The 15,479-nt window shown below is 42.2% G+C and carries 10 protein-coding genes and 1 pseudogene; 5 read left to right on the top strand and 6 right to left on the bottom strand.

The window, feature by feature from the left end:
• The first annotated feature begins 29 nt into the window (after positions 1-29).
• Together EHS89_RS08205 and EHS89_RS08200 are read left to right on the top strand one after the other, a co-directional pair.
• Positions 30-1,340: a DUF1800 domain-containing protein gene (locus EHS89_RS08205; RefSeq protein ID WP_124925647.1), complete on the top strand. Its 1,311-nt coding sequence runs from the start codon at positions 30-32 to the stop codon at positions 1,338-1,340.
• A gap of 14 nt (positions 1,341-1,354) precedes the next feature.
• Positions 1,355-2,503, top strand: coding sequence for a DUF1501 domain-containing protein (locus tag EHS89_RS08200; protein WP_124925646.1), 1,149 nt, complete (start codon positions 1,355-1,357; stop codon positions 2,501-2,503).
• A 458-nt stretch (positions 2,504-2,961) separates the two neighbouring features.
• Here EHS89_RS08200 and EHS89_RS08195 read toward each other — a convergent pair whose 3' ends face one another.
• The 6 genes and pseudogenes from EHS89_RS08195 to EHS89_RS21625 all read right to left on the bottom strand — a co-directional run.
• Positions 2,962-4,248 carry an HlyD family type I secretion periplasmic adaptor subunit gene (locus EHS89_RS08195; protein WP_124925645.1) on the bottom strand — a complete coding sequence of 429 codons (1,287 nt, stop codon included), beginning with the start codon at positions 4,246-4,248 and terminating at the stop codon, positions 2,962-2,964.
• Positions 4,241-5,896 (bottom strand): ATP-binding cassette domain-containing protein, encoded by a 1,656-nt coding sequence (locus EHS89_RS08190; RefSeq protein WP_124925644.1) that lies wholly within the window; start codon positions 5,894-5,896, stop codon positions 4,241-4,243. The genes EHS89_RS08195 and EHS89_RS08190 overlap by 8 nt, the downstream gene beginning before the upstream one ends.
• Before the next feature lie 71 nt (positions 5,897-5,967).
• Complete coding sequence (locus tag EHS89_RS08185) at positions 5,968-7,110, bottom strand: calcium-binding protein (RefSeq protein ID WP_124925643.1); 1,143 nt, start codon at positions 7,108-7,110, stop codon at positions 5,968-5,970.
• Positions 7,111-7,455: 345 nt separating this feature from the next.
• Positions 7,456-9,357 carry a sulfate adenylyltransferase subunit CysN gene (gene cysN, locus EHS89_RS08180; protein ID WP_124925642.1) on the bottom strand — a complete coding sequence of 634 codons (1,902 nt, stop codon included), beginning with the start codon at positions 9,355-9,357 and terminating at the stop codon, positions 7,456-7,458.
• Positions 9,357-10,289 (bottom strand): sulfate adenylyltransferase subunit CysD, encoded by a 933-nt coding sequence (cysD, locus tag EHS89_RS21340; RefSeq protein WP_268239401.1) that lies wholly within the window; start codon positions 10,287-10,289, stop codon positions 9,357-9,359. Before cysD ends, cysN begins: the two co-directional genes overlap by 1 nt.
• A gap of 645 nt (positions 10,290-10,934) precedes the next feature.
• Positions 10,935-11,087: pseudogene (locus EHS89_RS21625) on the bottom strand (hypothetical protein); the annotation flags it as partial.
• A gap of 153 nt (positions 11,088-11,240) precedes the next feature.
• On the opposite strand from EHS89_RS21625, the gene EHS89_RS08170 reads away from it, so the two are divergent.
• The 3 genes from EHS89_RS08170 to galE all read left to right on the top strand — a co-directional run bounded on the left by EHS89_RS08170 (position 11,241) and on the right by galE (position 15,212).
• Entirely contained in the window at positions 11,241-13,007 is a 1,767-nt protein-coding gene (locus EHS89_RS08170; RefSeq protein WP_124925640.1) for an SLC13 family permease, read from the top strand.
• Between the two features lie 32 nt (positions 13,008-13,039).
• A complete protein-coding gene (gene cysQ / locus EHS89_RS08165) occupies positions 13,040-13,819 on the top strand; it encodes a 3'(2'),5'-bisphosphate nucleotidase CysQ (protein ID WP_124925639.1) in 780 nt (259 codons plus the stop codon).
• Between the two features lie 382 nt (positions 13,820-14,201).
• The gene (gene galE / locus EHS89_RS08160; RefSeq protein ID WP_124925638.1) at positions 14,202-15,212 is read left to right on the top strand and encodes a UDP-glucose 4-epimerase GalE; all 1,011 of its coding nucleotides are present in this window, start codon (positions 14,202-14,204) and stop codon (positions 15,210-15,212) included.
• Positions 15,213-15,479 lie beyond the last annotated feature (267 nt).

Here is a 15,479-nt window from a genome sequence, read left to right as displayed (position 1 = left end):
TAGGTTTTATAAGTGAGGTTGATGTTTATATGCAGGCCTTAGTGATCAAAATCATATTTGCCACTGTTGTTTCTTTTGTACTACTTAATTCAAAAGTGATCGCAGCGGATAAATGCCTGCATTTATCACTGCGAACAAACATGCTAGGTTTTTCTGGAATTTGTAAAAAAGGTGTTGTCTATTATGATAATAAACAAGTAAACGAAACAGTACCTATGGCTCCAGGTTGTCTGAAATCAAAAATAATACCAATGTCACATCGAAAAAAATGGTCAAAAACAGAACGAGAAAGTTTTGTTAAGTTACGTAAAAAGTGTCAGAAACAAATGAAAAATTGGTATGCAGAATATCTTCTTTATAGTAAGGACGGCTTGCGAAATACGATGGTTCTGTTTTGGCATAATCATTTCACATCGTCTCTTAAGAAAGTAAAAGAGCCTCAGCTTATTTATAAACAACATATTTCAATTGAAAAATTATCACTCGGATCTTTTGATGAATTATTAAAAGCTATATTGTTTGATTCTGCAATGCTCATTTATTTGGATAATAATTCAAATGTTAAAGAAAAACCAAATGAGAATTTTGCTAGAGAATTATTGGAACTTTTCACATTAGGTGTAGGGAATTATACTGAAGATGATGTGAAGGGGGTTGCTAGATCTCTTACTGGTCTTACAGTTGATAAAGAAACTTTTGAAACAGTATTTGTAGAAGATATGCACGACAAAGGAAATAAGATTATATTTGATAAATCAGGCAATTATAATCCAGAGGCTGTGCTGGGACTGATTTTAGAGAAGCCTGAAGCTGCACGGTATATTACGGAAAAAATTTGGAGTCATTTTATAAGTGTAGTAGATAATGAAATGGTTGATGAACTCAGTGATGATTTCTATAAAAATTGGGATATTGAAAAGTTAGTTGTCACAATCATTGAATCAGATCAGTTTAATTTAGATAAAGGGCAAATGATAAAATCTCCTTTAGAGCTGATAACTGGGACTGTTCGTGTAGTAGGTAATCGAATGGTTAAACCAGAAGATATTACGCGTTATTCGGCTCAGATGGGAATGGATTTGTTTGATCCCCCGAACGTTAAAGGGTGGCCTTTCGGAAGTGAGTGGGTTAGTTCTGGTCGATTACTTGTAAGGTTAAATTTCCTAGGAAGAGTTTTACGAGGTGTAAACATGAATAATAGTAATTTGTCACATAGATTATGTGAATCAATAGAATTAAATTATTATACTGCGATGCCGCCTCTTCAAACTATGGGTTCTACAACCTGTTTAGGTAAAATTGAACAATTACTTTCAGATCCTGTCTGGCAATTAAAGTAAATAAGGAGTTTACATTGAATCGACGACAGTTGCTGAGAATGGTAGCTTTATCTCCATTTCTATTTAATGCCAGAGTATATTCGATAGACCATAAAGAATTGCCTGTTCTAATACTTATTGAGTTGAATGGTGGAAATGACACTCTAAATAGCTACATACCTTTGAATCAGCTTGAAAGCTATTATAGGTTAAGGCCCAAGCTAGGAGTTGGTCGTGACAAAATGATTGATCTTGATACTGATTTTGCATTACACCCCTCACTAGAACCTCTTAAGCAAAGTTGGCTGGATGGAGACTTTGCGTTAATACATGGCCTGGGTTATGAAAAGCCTAATAAGTCGCATTTTCGGTCTATTGATATCTGGGATACTGCTAATAAAGTAGATAACGGTAGTATGAAAGGCTGGCTTTCTAATGTCATCGATGGGATGGGAAGAAGTGGACTAGATAGTATTGTATTTGGTCGAAATCCCGGGTGTGTTACGGGAGGGATGAATCGCTTTATCCAGTTTAAGAATATGGCTAAGTTTGTAAAAAGCTCAAAGTCAGTTATGTCTACTAATGTGACAACTAGCAATGATGCATTGAATAGTGTTATCAGTTCACAAAATTATATTCATGAAGGAAAGAAACTATTAAAAAGTTTTTCTAGAGATAAAAAACTATTGGGTAGTTTGTTTCCAAGAACAACATTTGGAATGAATTTGTCGGATATTTGCACTTTGGTTCAGTTAAACAGTGGTATACCAGTTTATAAACTAGCTCTGAGTGGATTCGATACTCATAGTAAGCAGACGGCTAAGCATAGTCAGTTGCTAAAACAGTTAGCTTCGGGCTTGAATTCACTAAAAAATCAATTGAAAATTTCCGGCCATTGGGAAAATACGTTGATAATGACATATTCAGAATTCGGTCGTAGGGCTTTTCAAAATGGCTCGGGTGGTACTGATCACGGTACTGCGGCAACTCACCTCGTGATGGGGGGAAGGGTTGTTGGCGGGCATTATGGGGCTGACCCTGATATTAAATACCTTGTAAACAATGATATGTTATACACCACAGATTTTAGGCATATGTATCAAACGGTCATATCAGACTGGTGGAAGAAAGACTATAAAATTGCAACAGATACTGAAACTTTGAAGTTTTTAAAAACTATATAAGATAGAAATACATGCTAAATTAAAGGTTGAAGGTTAGCTGGTATGTTGTTTATTCTATATTTTTAAATATAGACTTGAAAAGTTATTTCAAATTTTAGTGGGTAGTATTTAAAAAGTATGATATCGATTCGCAATAGTTGTTGAGCCTGAAACGGCAGCAAGTTTGATATGCTGTTTGTATTGCTGAATATCGTATGAATGCTCTTAGTGGTATGAATAGTAAACCTGTATCTTGATGAGTCGATATATGGAAACTATTTAAATTTTTTTATTTTTCCAAAAAAGCAGCTTGTAGACATGCTAAAAGGTATTGTTAGGTTGTAATGGGTTTTAGTTAAAGGCTAATTGCCATTCGAACATAGGTTTGTTTTTAAATCTATCTCTAGTCACTAATAGGTTTTTTGGCTGTATTGTTAATTTTAAAATAAATAGATTGAAATTAGTTTCAGTACCCGCAGTTACAAATCACTTTCTTTAAATGATTTGCTAAATACTTTTAATATTGGTGTCGTTAAGTAATTAATAATGGTTCTATTTTCTTTAAGTATCATGACTTCTGCTTGCATGCCCGGGTGTAGCTTTATATTTTGTGTAGGCTCATTTAAAGAAACCCTTAGTGAGTATGCTGAGACCCCTGTATTAGGTTCTGATACACGATCAGCTGAGACTACTGCAATGTTTCCTGTAAGAGGGCGAATAGATCTGAAGTTATAAGCGCTCAGTCTGATGCTAACATCATCGCCCAAATTTATGATATCTATATCTTTAGGATCAAGTAGAGCCTCTACAATATATTTTCTGTCTGCGGGTACTATTTCCATGAGGGTGGAGTGTGCGCTTATAACTCCTCCCTTTGTGAAGATAGAGAGTCCGACAACATTACCATCAACGGGACTAAATATTTTTGTTCTCTCTAAGTCAACCTTAGCCTGAAAAAGTCTTTCTTTTAGCTGAAACAACCTGTTTTCGGTCTGTGTTATTTCTTCACTTATTACACTAAAAAAATCTATGTCTGTGTTCTTCAGCTCTTGTTCTAATTGTTTTATTTCAATGTGAGCAGATCTTACCTTTGATTTTGTGTTACCTATGCTTGATTCAATTTTTGAGCGGTCTATCATATAATCAAGAATTTTTTCTCTTGATGCTAGTCCTTTTTTTACTAAGGGCGATTGCATTGATATTTGTTGTTTTATTGTTCGTAAAATTTTGTTGTCCGTATGTTCTTTTAATTCTAATGAAACTATTTCTTCATTAGCCTTTCTGATTCTTTCGTTTATTATTGTTTTTACTCCGTTAATTTTCTCTTTTCTTTTTATAAAAATTCTATTTTGCTGTTCTATATGTTTTTCCAGTAGTGTTATTGAGTCAAAATTTTCTGGTATTTTAACTTTTATGTGTCTATCTAACTCAGATAGTAATCTTGAGTATAGGGCATAATTTGAAAGAAATTCATTTCTTATTTGCTCATATTTTGACTGCTCAATTGTGTTGTCGGCCTGGATTAGAAGTTGCCCCTTATATACCGTTTCACCTTCAGATATAAATATCTCTTCTACGAGACTGTTCTGGTAGTGTGCGATAACTTTTCTATTGCTTTCAATCTTTAGAATTCCTGGTGCGATTGCAGCGCTTTGAATCTTTAATATAAATAGAAGAGGTATTAGTACTGATGCTGATAATAGAGTTGTTATGGTTGATTTTTTTGCCCAAGATTTACTTTTTAATATGTGGTTTGTTCTAGACATTTGATATCTCTAGTTTATTCCTGCCTATTAATGCCAGATCATTTGGAGATAATGTTTTCTCAATTTTTCCATTGTTTAGAATTATTATTCTATCGCTAAGGCTTATTATGCTAGGTTTGTTTGAGGCGATAACTGTTGTTTTTCCGGCAGTTTTTCTGTCGACGATCAATTTTTTTATATAAGGTTCGCCATCGGCGCCTTGGTAGCTATCTGCATTATCAAGGATTAGGACTGCTGGGTCCATTATTATAGCTCTTGCAACTAGTAATCTTTGTTTTTCTGCGTCACTCAATTGTGACATGATGTCATCTGAGGCTGTATCGTAGCCCATAGGAAGATTTATTATTGAACGATGAATACCAATTCTTTTGCAGGTATTAACTACAATGTCATCTGAGACGCTGTATCTTGATATGTTCTGTTTAAGGGTTCCTGGTAAAAGTTGTTGATTAGATGAATAGTAGCCAACATTTAAGAATAGGTCGTCACCCCATTGCGTTAGCGCTGCATTATCAATTGTAATGTTACCAATTTCAGGGGTTTGCAAGCCTAAGAGGCATCTGAGTAATGTAGATTTACCTGATCCTGCACCGCCTATAATTGAAATTATTTCACCAGATTTAATGCTTAAATTTAAGTTTTGGAAAAAAATATTCTTCGTATTTTTGTGAAATATTAGAGCGTTTTCAATATTTATATTGCCTTGCATCTTTGTTAAGTTTGTTCTGGGCGAGTCCCGGTATGTATGCTTTAGTCTTTCTCGTAGCTCTTTTATTGATTTATAAAAAATAATCCAGGATTTTCCATTCAATACCATACTTTCATAAGGCTGCAAGGCTCTGCCAAAAATAAGAGTTCCTGCGATCATTCCACCAATTGATATTTGATTACCTATGTATAGGTATGCGCCGCTAGCAATTATTAATATTTGTCCTATAAGTCTTGTTGTTTTGGATATGGTTTTGATTATAATTATCGAATCTAAAGAATGAGCGTTTTTTTCTTGATTTTCTGAATCTATTTTTTCTATTTCTTTTGTAATAGTGTCAGTTGTACCAGTGGCTATGATTGTGTCTTCTAAACCTTTGATCGTGATGTTTTGATTGATTTCGGTGTTTGATTCATTTTTTGTATTGCTTATTGCGGTTAATATTGCAAAAGTGAATATAAATGTAAGTGTTATTAATGCATATGTAGGGTGCAGCAGCCAAAGAAATATAACGAATAGTGGACTCCAAATTAGCTCTGAAATTTGAAGAGTATAAGGGTGTATGCCTTTATATACCTTGTTAAATAGTGATTCCAGTTTATCGCTGCTTTTCGTTGATTTTGTTTCAGCAAGTTTTTCCTGGCTCATTGTTTCTGATAGAATATTGGCAATGTCACTTGCTACATAGTTTGAGATTTTCTGACGGCATAAATCAATTAGCCCATAGAATAATAAGCATAGGCATGCAATTAAAGAAAGTGATAGTAACGTCTCTACGCTTTTTGAAGTAAGGACTCGGTCAAATACCTGAAATGAGTATATAGGTAGTATGAGCAATATTAGATTGCAAATAAGTGTTAATATTAGAATATGTTTTATGCCATTTTTAATGCATTTAAACATTGCTTCAACAGAACTATTATATGATATGGATTGCACCTAGGCCCCTGGCGATAAATGTTTTTATTTAATAAAACAGGGAGTTGTCTCCCTGTTTTATGTATAAAAATTTAAACTATATCTAGAGCCAGACCATCGGTGTCTGGAAGAACCTCAAGCATATCAGTGACTATTGTTACGGTATCTCCACTTCCGTTGGTATACGAGTATGAGAATAGGTCGACACTAGTATTGAGTCCTAGCATTGCCAGATATTGACTTTCTTGAGCGCTATCGAGGTCTGTTACGGCTCCTGCGGTCCATGAATCACCATCACTGAATAGCAACTCATTAATACCGACGGCGAGGAATGTATCTGCGAACTGGCCGCTATCGTTGGTGTTATTGTCATCATTTGAGAGTTTTGTCAGGCTTATTTCAACAGAGGTGAAAACGTCCCCTTCGAAGTCGCCAAGCACCGCTTCAATGCCTTTATTAAGGTTGCTGCTAAGATCTATTTCAACGAGATTGTCACCATTACTATCTTCTACCTGTAAACTATCAAAGCCATCTCCGCCTTTATAGAAGACATCATCTTCATCGGCAAGTAGCATATCGTCACCTGCGCCACCTGAAAGCTTATCTGCGCCTTCTCCGCCTTCCAGTGTATCGCTACCGAAACCGCCTTTTAGCGTATCGTCACCGATGCCACCGTTGAGCATATCGTCACCATGGCCCCCTTTTAGTGTATCGTCGCCACTGTTGCCGCTGAGTGTATCATCTCCGGCGCCACCATTAAGCTCATCGTTACCTTCACCGCCGGTGATGGTGTCAAAGCCGATACCGCCATTGATTATATCGTCACCGCCCCCGCCCTGAAGTGTGTCGTTGCCGCCTTCGCCGTAAATATTATCGTTTCCAAGAGATCCGGCAACCAGGTCGTCACCACTGCCGCCTAGCAGAGTGTCATCACCGGCTTGTCCGTCGATGACATCGTCACCTGCCCCCCCTTCTATATGATCATTATCTCCACCACCGAATAGCATATCGGCAGAGTTATCATCGCCACCTAAGATGATATCTTCGCCGTTGCCACCATGAATCTCATCGGCACCATCTTCGCCATAGAGCTCATCATTTCCGGCGCCGCCATCAATGTAGTCGTCACCAGAACCCGCCATCACGATATCATCGCCTTTTAAAGCAGTTATAGTATCGTCTGCAACTGCTCCATTGAGGATATCGGCCATATCTGTGCCTGTGATTGTACTCATTTTAAAGTCCTTTTTTAATGAATATGCAACCAAGCCCGTCTTCGCAAAGTGCCTGAATGGCAAAGACTTTGGTTTTTAAATCCGCTTTCTTTTGAAAACGGTAATTCTACTAAACTCAAGTTCAATATAGGACTTATTTGTTTGAAATTCTAGTATTCTTTTTTTGCACGTTCTCTACGTGCTACAGACTGCGCTGCTTTCCTGGTTGTTGAATGTTGTGAGTTTTATTTTTGTGTTTTAAATGTTTGATTAGAATGGCTTGTGTCTTAGCTAGTCAATCTGGATCAGGGGGCTTTTTTTTGGGGGGTAGCCCCTCTCATGATGAGAGGGGCTGTTCGGATGAGGTTAGATAATTGCCTTCTCTTTAAGGAGTGCTATCACATTATCGGCAGCCTCTTCTGGTGTAAGTTCTACTGTTTTAAGGTCTAGCTCTGCGTTTTGCGGCTCTTCGTATGGTGAGTCGATACCGGTAAAGTTTTTCAGCTCACCGCGGCGTGCCTTTTTGTAGAGGCCTTTAACATCACGGTCTTCAGCAACCTCAAGTGGGGTGTTAACGAAGATCTCGATAAATTCATCGTCACCGACCATATCCCGGGCCATTTGCCGCTCGGCTCTGAATGGTGAGATGAATGATGTTATTACGATAAGGCCTGCATCGACCATGAGCTTTGCTACTTCCGAGATTCTGCGGATATTTTCTACCCGGTCCTGATCTGTAAAGCCAAGATCTTTGTTGAGGCCGTGTCTTACATTGTCGCCGTCCAGCAAGTAGGTGTGATGGCCGGCCGCCAGAAGCTTTTGTTCAACCAAGTCTGCTATGGTTGATTTGCCTGAGCCGGATAGACCTGTTAACCAGATTACGCCTGGCTTCTGATGCTTCTGTGTTGAGCGAACTTCCTTGGTGACCTGGGTATGCTGGACTGTAATATTGGTGCTGCGGCGCAGGGCGAAGTTGATCAGGCCGGCGCCCACAGTGTTATTGGTCATGCGGTCGATCAGAATAAAACTACCGGTATCACGATTATCTTTATAAGCATCAAAGGCGATGTCCTGATCCAGGCTGATATTGCACTCACCAATGCCATTTAGCTCTAGTTTCTTAGCGGCTAAATGTTCCATAGTGTTTACATTAACCTGATATTTAATCTCGGTTACTGTTGCTGCAACGGTTTTGGCACCAACCTGCATCAGGTAAGTACGACCTGGAAGAAGCGCTTCTTCATGCATCCAGATAACTGTGGTCTCAAACTGTTTGCCAATAGAAGCAGGCTCTGTCGCTGAAGTGATCATATCACCGCGGGAGATATCGATTTCGTCATTCAGGGTCAGGGTTACTGATTGTCCGGCAACGGCCTGCTGTAGCTCGCCGTCATAGGTGGAGATTGCAGAGATGGTGCTCTCTTTACCTGATGGTAGAGTGCGAATTTTATCGCCAGGTTTAATTATTCCGCTGGCAATCTGACCAGAGAACCCCCTGAAATCCAGATTGGGCCGGTTGACCCACTGAACCGCCATGCGAAACGGTGTGTTTTGCATTCGCTCGTCATCGACCTGTACTGTTTCCAGGTAGCCCATCAGGGTTGTTCCGTGGTACCAGTTCATATTGTTGCTGGGTTCGGTAATATTATCACCGGCCAGGGCTGACATAGGAATGAAGGTAATCTGCTCTATACCGATCTGCTTGGCAAATTCAGTGTATTCTTCTTTTATCTTATTGAAGGTAATTTCTGAGTAGTCGACAAGATCCATCTTGTTGATAGCAACAACGATGTGGCGGATGCCTATCAGTGATACCAGATAGCTGTGTCGACGGGTCTGGGTCAAAATTCCACGACGGGCATCAACCATGAGAATAGCGACGTCAGCAGTGGATGCTCCGGTCACCATGTTGCGGGTGTACTGCTCGTGTCCTGGTGTGTCAGCTACGATAAACTTACGCTTATCGGTAGAGAAGAAGCGGTATGCGACATCGATAGTGATACCCTGTTCCCGTTCTGCTGCCAGACCGTCAACCAGTAGGGCAAAATCAATATTATCGCCCTGAGTACCGTATTTCTTTGATTCAGCTTCAACGGCTTCCAGTTGATCTTCAAACAGAAGTTTTGATTCATACAGTAGGCGGCCGATCAGGGTGCTTTTACCATCATCTACACTACCGCAGGTGATAAAGCGTAGCAGGCTCTTCTGCTCATGTTCTTTCAGGTACTGAACGATATCTTCAGATATCATGTCTGATGAATGTGCCATTAGAAGTAGCCCTCCTGCTTTTTCTTCTCCATTGACGCGGCTGAGTCGTGATCGATCATCCGTCCCTGTCGTTCTGATGTCTTGGTCAGTAGCATTTCCTGAATGATAGCTGGCAGGGTGTCGGCTTCTGATTCAACGGCACCAGTTAGTGGGTAGCAACCCAGGGTCCTGAAGCGGACATTTTTCATCATAGGTACTTCACCCGGTTGCATCGGCATACGGTCGTCATCGACCATGATCAGGGTGCCATCGCGTTCGACTACCGGGCGCTGAGCGGACAGGTAGAGCGGTACAATTGGGATCTGTTCAAGGTATATATACTGCCAGATATCCAGTTCGGTCCAGTTGGATATCGGGAATACTCGTATTGACTCGCCGGGGCGCTTATTGGCGTTATAGTTTTTCCATAGTTCTGGGCGCTGATTTTTTGGATCCCAGCGATGGTCGGCGGTACGGAAAGAGAATATTCGTTCCTTGGCTCGGGACTTCTCTTCATCACGGCGTGCGCCGCCAAAAGCAACATCAAATTTGTGTAGATCCAGAGCCTGCTTCAGACCCTCAGTTTTCATGATGTCGGTATGCAGTGCTGATCCATGGGTGAAAGGATTAATACCCTTTTCTACCCCTTCAGGGTTTTTGTAGGTGATTAACTCGACACCCAGGTCTTTGACTAGTTGATCGCGGAAGCTGTACATGTCCCGAAATTTCCAGCCGGTATCAACATGCAGCAGTGGAAAAGGGGGCTTTGACGGGTGAAATGCTTTCATCGCCAGATGAAGCATGACGGCGCTGTCCTTGCCTATGGAATATAACATGACTGGATTTTCTGCTTTGGAAACAACTTCCCGCATTATTTGAATGCTTTCTGCTTCCAGTCTTTCTAAGTGTGTTAATGCCATTGTGTTCCTCACATATGACTGGTTGGATTCCATTACACCGTCGATCGGTAACTGTACCGTTTGGGTGTGGGTTAAGGTTTTTGAATGTGTGAATAGGGTTATTTGTGACTGGTTTGCCAGCCACTCTTGAACGTCTGCATAGCTATTGAGTGAGACGCTAAGTAGTGAAAGTGCAGTATTGCTAGTTAATTGTTGCTTGAGTAATTCCAGAAAGCGAATGATGAGCTTGCTGTCTGGCTTGTCTGTCTGAGCAAGCCAGTAGGTTTTACCTCTGAAGTCCTGAGCATAGATAAAGTAGCCCTTAAGGCCGGGCTTTTTCTGGGCTTCGCTGGTGTTTAGTTCAGCTATACCGCCTTTAAGTATTTTGCCAAAAGCTTTGATTTGTTGATCGTTTAGTTCCGGATGGGTCTGAGCCAGCCAGTTACCGGCCGATATCTTCTCTGCAGTATTCTTTTGGGCTGTGATGCCCCACTGCTTCAGGTAGCGGTTGATGGTTTTAGCGGATAGAGGGTTCTGATGATCGCTGAACCAGTGTTTAACTGAGTCGTTGCTCCATAAACCGCCACCTTCGGGCAGGTTTGATAGCATGAATGTCAGGCACTCATCCTGAGAGCCAGCAGTTGATAGTTGTGTTTTTGGTCGCCCGCGTTTCCCTGTATCTACTGCATCCCAACCACCGGTTATAAAACGTTTATGGGCTGAAATTATTGTTGGGTGAGATAATCCCGTAGTCTTTTTAATAGCGGCCAGCGTTTCTCCACTAATTCGCAGGCTGACAGCCTGTTTTCTTAGTTTGTTGAGTGCTGTAGGAGAAAGTTTTTTGCCGCTCATTAACAGATCCTTGTATAAGAATTGAGATGATACGTAATTGGCGGTATGATGACAATCTCTATCTGTTAAACATTTAATGTCCTTGAATTGCTGCTGGCATAAGTCTTTGTTTTATATAAGTCAGCCGGACAAAATAAAACGTAAAGTGGAAATATGGATTTTTCGGCTGTTCTAACGTTATTGCTTCTCGTTCTGGTATTGTTGTTGCTCGTTTTCAGTCGTGTTGCAGCGGATATGGTGCTTCTTGGTGCTATGGCGGTACTGATTGTTGCGGGGGTGCTGACCCCTGCTGAAGCACTGGTTGGCTTTTCTAATCCAGGCGTTATTACCATCGCTGCGTTTTATGTGATCGCAGCAGGGCTGAAAGAGACTGGCGCTGTAAGATGGATAGGACAGTTGCTGCTTGGGTTGCCTGCCGGTGAAAAAAGAACCTTGGTGCGAGTAATTATTCCTTCTTCGCTACTAAGTGCTTTTATGAATAACACTGCAGTAGTTGCCATGTTTATTCCAGCTGTGCAGGATTGGGCAAAGCGCCTCAATACTTCTGTCTCAAAGTTACTTATTCCCCTGAGTTATGCTGCTATTTTGGGTGGTACCTGTACCTTAATCGGTACCAGTACCAACCTTGTGGTTGATGGTTTGCTTCAGGTTGAGACAGGGCAGACTCTGGGTATGTTTGATCTTGCCTGGGTCGGGATACCGGTACTTATTATCGCTGCTGGGGTTATGGTTTTGTTAGCACCGCTGTTGTTGCCTGCCCGGAAAGGGGTAGTTGAGCAGCTGGAATGTGCTCGTGAATATGTAGTTGAACTGGCGGTTATGCCGGCGGGGCCTCTTGTTGGGAAAACAGTTATTGATGCTGGATTACGCCAGCTAACTTACGGCTATCTGGTGGATATAAAGAGGGGTGACCAGTTATTGACTGCGATTGCGCCAGATATGGTGTTATCAGCTGATGATGTATTGGTGTTTATTGGAGCAGCGGAGGCAGCTCATGAGTTGCGAGCTATAAGAGGGCTCACTCCTTCACATGAAGATATTGCAAAGCTGGATATCTCTATGCAGCAGCGCTGTTTGGTTGAGGCTGTTATTGGCCCTGAGTTTGTTGCATTGGGGCAGACGGTCAGGGATTCTAGATTCCGGAGTCGGTTTCAGGCTGCAATATTGTCTGTTTGTCGTCAGGGTTATAGGTTGGATGGAAAAATCGGCGATATACAGCTTCAAACTGGTGATACTTTGTTGCTGGAGGCGAGTGAAGATTTCGTCAGTCAGTACCGTTCCCGAAGGGACTTTCTTTTGATTAGCGCTTTGAATGAGTCTACTCCTCCTGATTATGATAAGGCTCCAATCGCCGTCTTGACGTTATTATTAATGGTTGTTGTGAGCGCTTCAGGCCTGCTCTCTATTCTTGAGTCCGCAATTATTGCGGCTGGAGCTATTCTGTTAACTGGCTGTGTCTCAATTGCTAAAGCCCGACGTAATGTTGATCTGTCAGTTTTGTTAGTTATTGCCGCGTCGTTCGCCTTAGGGGCTGCGATGGTAAAAACTGGTAATGCCAGTATGATCGCAGAGTGGCTACTATTTTATGAGGGGATAAGTGCCTGGCAGGCGCTGATTATGATGTACCTTATAACGGCTTTCTTCACTGAACTGATTACTAATAACGCTGCGGCTGTTTTAATGTTTCCGGTGGCGATGGCGCTTGCTGAACAGTTGGGTGTGAGTTATATGCCCTTTGTTATTGCCGTGATGTTTGCCGCCTCTGCCAGTTTTATAACGCCGTTGGGTTATCAGACTAATCTGATGGTATACGGCCCTGGTGGTTATCGTTTTACTGATTATGCAAGGCTTGGGGTTCCGATGAGCCTGACAGTTGCTTTTGTCTCCCTGAGCCTGATACCTCAGGTCTGGTCATTCTGAACAATTACACTAATGAATTTGAGAAGGACATCATGTTTAACAATCAAGAAATTATTAATCTGGCCAAACAGGCCGGCGCTGCGATTATGGATATCTATCAGCGGGATTTTGCGGTCTATGATAAGTCCGATGCCAGTCCGCTGACAGAGGCGGATCTTGCTTCGCATCACTGTATTGTTGATGGTTTGAAACAGCTTACGCCGCAGATTCCGGTATTGTCTGAAGAGTCAGGCGCAACCGAGCATGAGGGGCGTATGTCATGGCAGACATATTGGTTGATCGATCCTCTTGATGGGACTAAAGAGTTTATTAAGAAGAATGGTGAGTTTACCGTTAATATTGCGCTGATCGACCAGGGCAGGGCTGTGTTTGGTGTAGTTTATGCGCCGGTTCTTGAGGAGACTTACTGGGGGGACGCGCAGGGCGCGTTTAAGGAAGAGAATGGCTTGGTTAATCCGATACAGGTTGCTGATATTCCTGCTTCCGGTTCGACCTGGAAGGTCGTGGGTAGCCGTTCGCATCAGTCCGATGAGTTTAAAGCCTTTGTTAAAGAGCTGCCTGATACTGAAGTTGTTTCCATGGGTAGTTCACTAAAGTTGTGTCTGGTTGCTGAAGGTAAGGCTGATCTATACCCTCGGTTGGGTTTAACCAGTGAATGGGATACTGCCGCTGCCCATGCAGTTGTTGAAGCGGCTGGTGGACAGGTGTTGCAGTATCCAGGCTTGGAGCCACTGCTGTATAACACCCGTCCGGATACCCTATTGAATCCGTTTTTTATCGTCTGTGCTGGCCGGAATGAAGCTTGGGGCTAAAAGAGTCGAGGTCCGATTGGCGCTAAGTCGCCGGGTCCGAACGCTACGTTTGTCCGATGCGGCTTTGCCGCGTGTCCGAAAAAGCTGAAAACGGAAAAGAAACAATAACCACAGAGAGTGCCGAGTGCATTGAGAAGGGATAAACCTTTTGATCTCTTAAGTCTTTCTCTGTGATCTCTGTGTCCTCCGTGATGAGGATACTTCTGTATTTAAGTAGTACAGGACAAGTTGCGTAGCAACGTTCGGACGCGGCGTAGCTGCATCGGATGCCTGTTTCACAGGTATTGGGCTTCGGCATTTAACGGACAAGTGCAGCGTCTGCTTTTCGTATTTTAATGTTATGATTTGTGGCCTGTTCAGATCATTTTAAAGGATTTTGTTGATGGCGATTTTGGTTACAGGTGGTGCAGGATATATCGGCTCACATACAGTAGTGATGCTATTGGAGGCCGGGTATGACGTGGTTGTGCTTGATAATCTTTGTAACAGCCACTCTGAAGTGTTTAATCGGGTAGAAACTATTACGAGTAAACGTCCCGCTTTTGTTGAGGGAGATATTCGGGATGCTGCTTGCCTGAAGAGGCTTTTCGATAATTATCCTATTGAGTCTGTTATCCACTTTGCCGGTCTGAAGGCGGTGGGGGAAAGTTCACAAAGCCCGCTCGAGTATTATCAGAATAATGTCCATGGCTCAGTCGTTCTTTGTCAGGCGATGGCCGTTGCGGGCGTTAAAAAGCTGGTATTCAGTTCATCAGCAACGGTTTATGGGGAAGATGCACCCGTCCCCTACGTTGAAACTATGCCGCGGGGTAAAACCTCTAACCCCTACGGTACTTCAAAGGCGATGGTTGAGCAGATTCTGACGGATCTTTGTGCTTCTGATGCTGGCTGGTCTGTTGCATTGCTACGTTATTTTAATCCTATAGGGGCTCATTCATCGGGCCTTATTGGTGAGGATCCGCAAGGGATTCCCAATAATCTTATGCCATTTATCAGTCAGGTGGCGGTGGGTAAGCGTGAGCGGCTATCTATTTTCGGTAATGACTATGATACAGATGATGGTACTTGTGTCAGGGATTATTTGCATGTAATGGATCTGGCTGACGGACACCTTAAATCCCTAGAATGCCTGCAACAGCCGGGTACTCATATTTATAATCTGGGGACTGGGCAGGGCTTATCTGTACTGGCGATGGTGAATAGCTTTGTTAATGTTACTGGGGTTACTGTGCCATATGAATTTGCGCCCCGTCGGGATGGGGACTTGCCCGCTTTCTGGGCTAATGCTTGCAAGGCGAATAACGAGTTGGGCTGGCAAACTCAGTTTAGCCTGGAAGATATGATGCGCGATACCTGGAACTGGCAGTCCAATAATCCGGAAGGGTATAAATAATATAACCGCAGTCCGATTGGCGCTACAGCGCCGAATCCGAAAAACTGGCAAAGATAAGAGCGATTTACCACAGCATCCAAGGGGCATGCCAAGCACACAGATGAGAGCGTTAAGAGCTTAGTTAAATCTTTTCTCTATGGTCTTTGTGGTGAAAATGTTCTTATGGGGTATTTCGGACAAGTTGCGAAGCAACGTTCGGACAAATGAAATGATCGGACGCCTGCTTTGCAGGCATCGGACTTCGGCTCTTAAGTATCGGACCACTGC

The organism is Amphritea balenae (assembly GCF_003858655.1).
Taxonomy (GTDB): domain Bacteria; phylum Pseudomonadota; class Gammaproteobacteria; order Pseudomonadales; family Balneatricaceae; genus Amphritea; species Amphritea balenae.
The sequence above is the reverse complement of the archived record's forward strand: the minus strand, read 5'-3'. Positions and strand labels throughout refer to the sequence as shown.

Coding starts and splice junctions, on each gene's coding strand:
- EHS89_RS08205 (WP_124925647.1), top strand. CDS start 30: ATGCAGGCCTTAGTGATCAAAATCATATTTGCCACTGTTGTTTCTTTT.
- EHS89_RS08195 (WP_124925645.1), bottom strand. CDS start 4,248: ATGTCTAGAACAAACCACATATTAAAAAGTAAATCTTGGGCAAAAAAA.
- EHS89_RS08185 (WP_124925643.1), bottom strand. CDS start 7,110: ATGAGTACAATCACAGGCACAGATATGGCCGATATCCTCAATGGAGCA.
- cysN (WP_124925642.1), bottom strand. CDS start 9,357: ATGGCACATTCATCAGACATGATATCTGAAGATATCGTTCAGTACCTG.
- cysD (WP_268239401.1), bottom strand. CDS start 10,289: ATGGAATCCAACCAGTCATATGTGAGGAACACAATGGCATTAACACAC.
- EHS89_RS08170 (WP_124925640.1), top strand. CDS start 11,241: ATGGATTTTTCGGCTGTTCTAACGTTATTGCTTCTCGTTCTGGTATTG.
- cysQ (WP_124925639.1), top strand. CDS start 13,040: ATGTTTAACAATCAAGAAATTATTAATCTGGCCAAACAGGCCGGCGCT.
- galE (WP_124925638.1), top strand. CDS start 14,202: ATGGCGATTTTGGTTACAGGTGGTGCAGGATATATCGGCTCACATACA.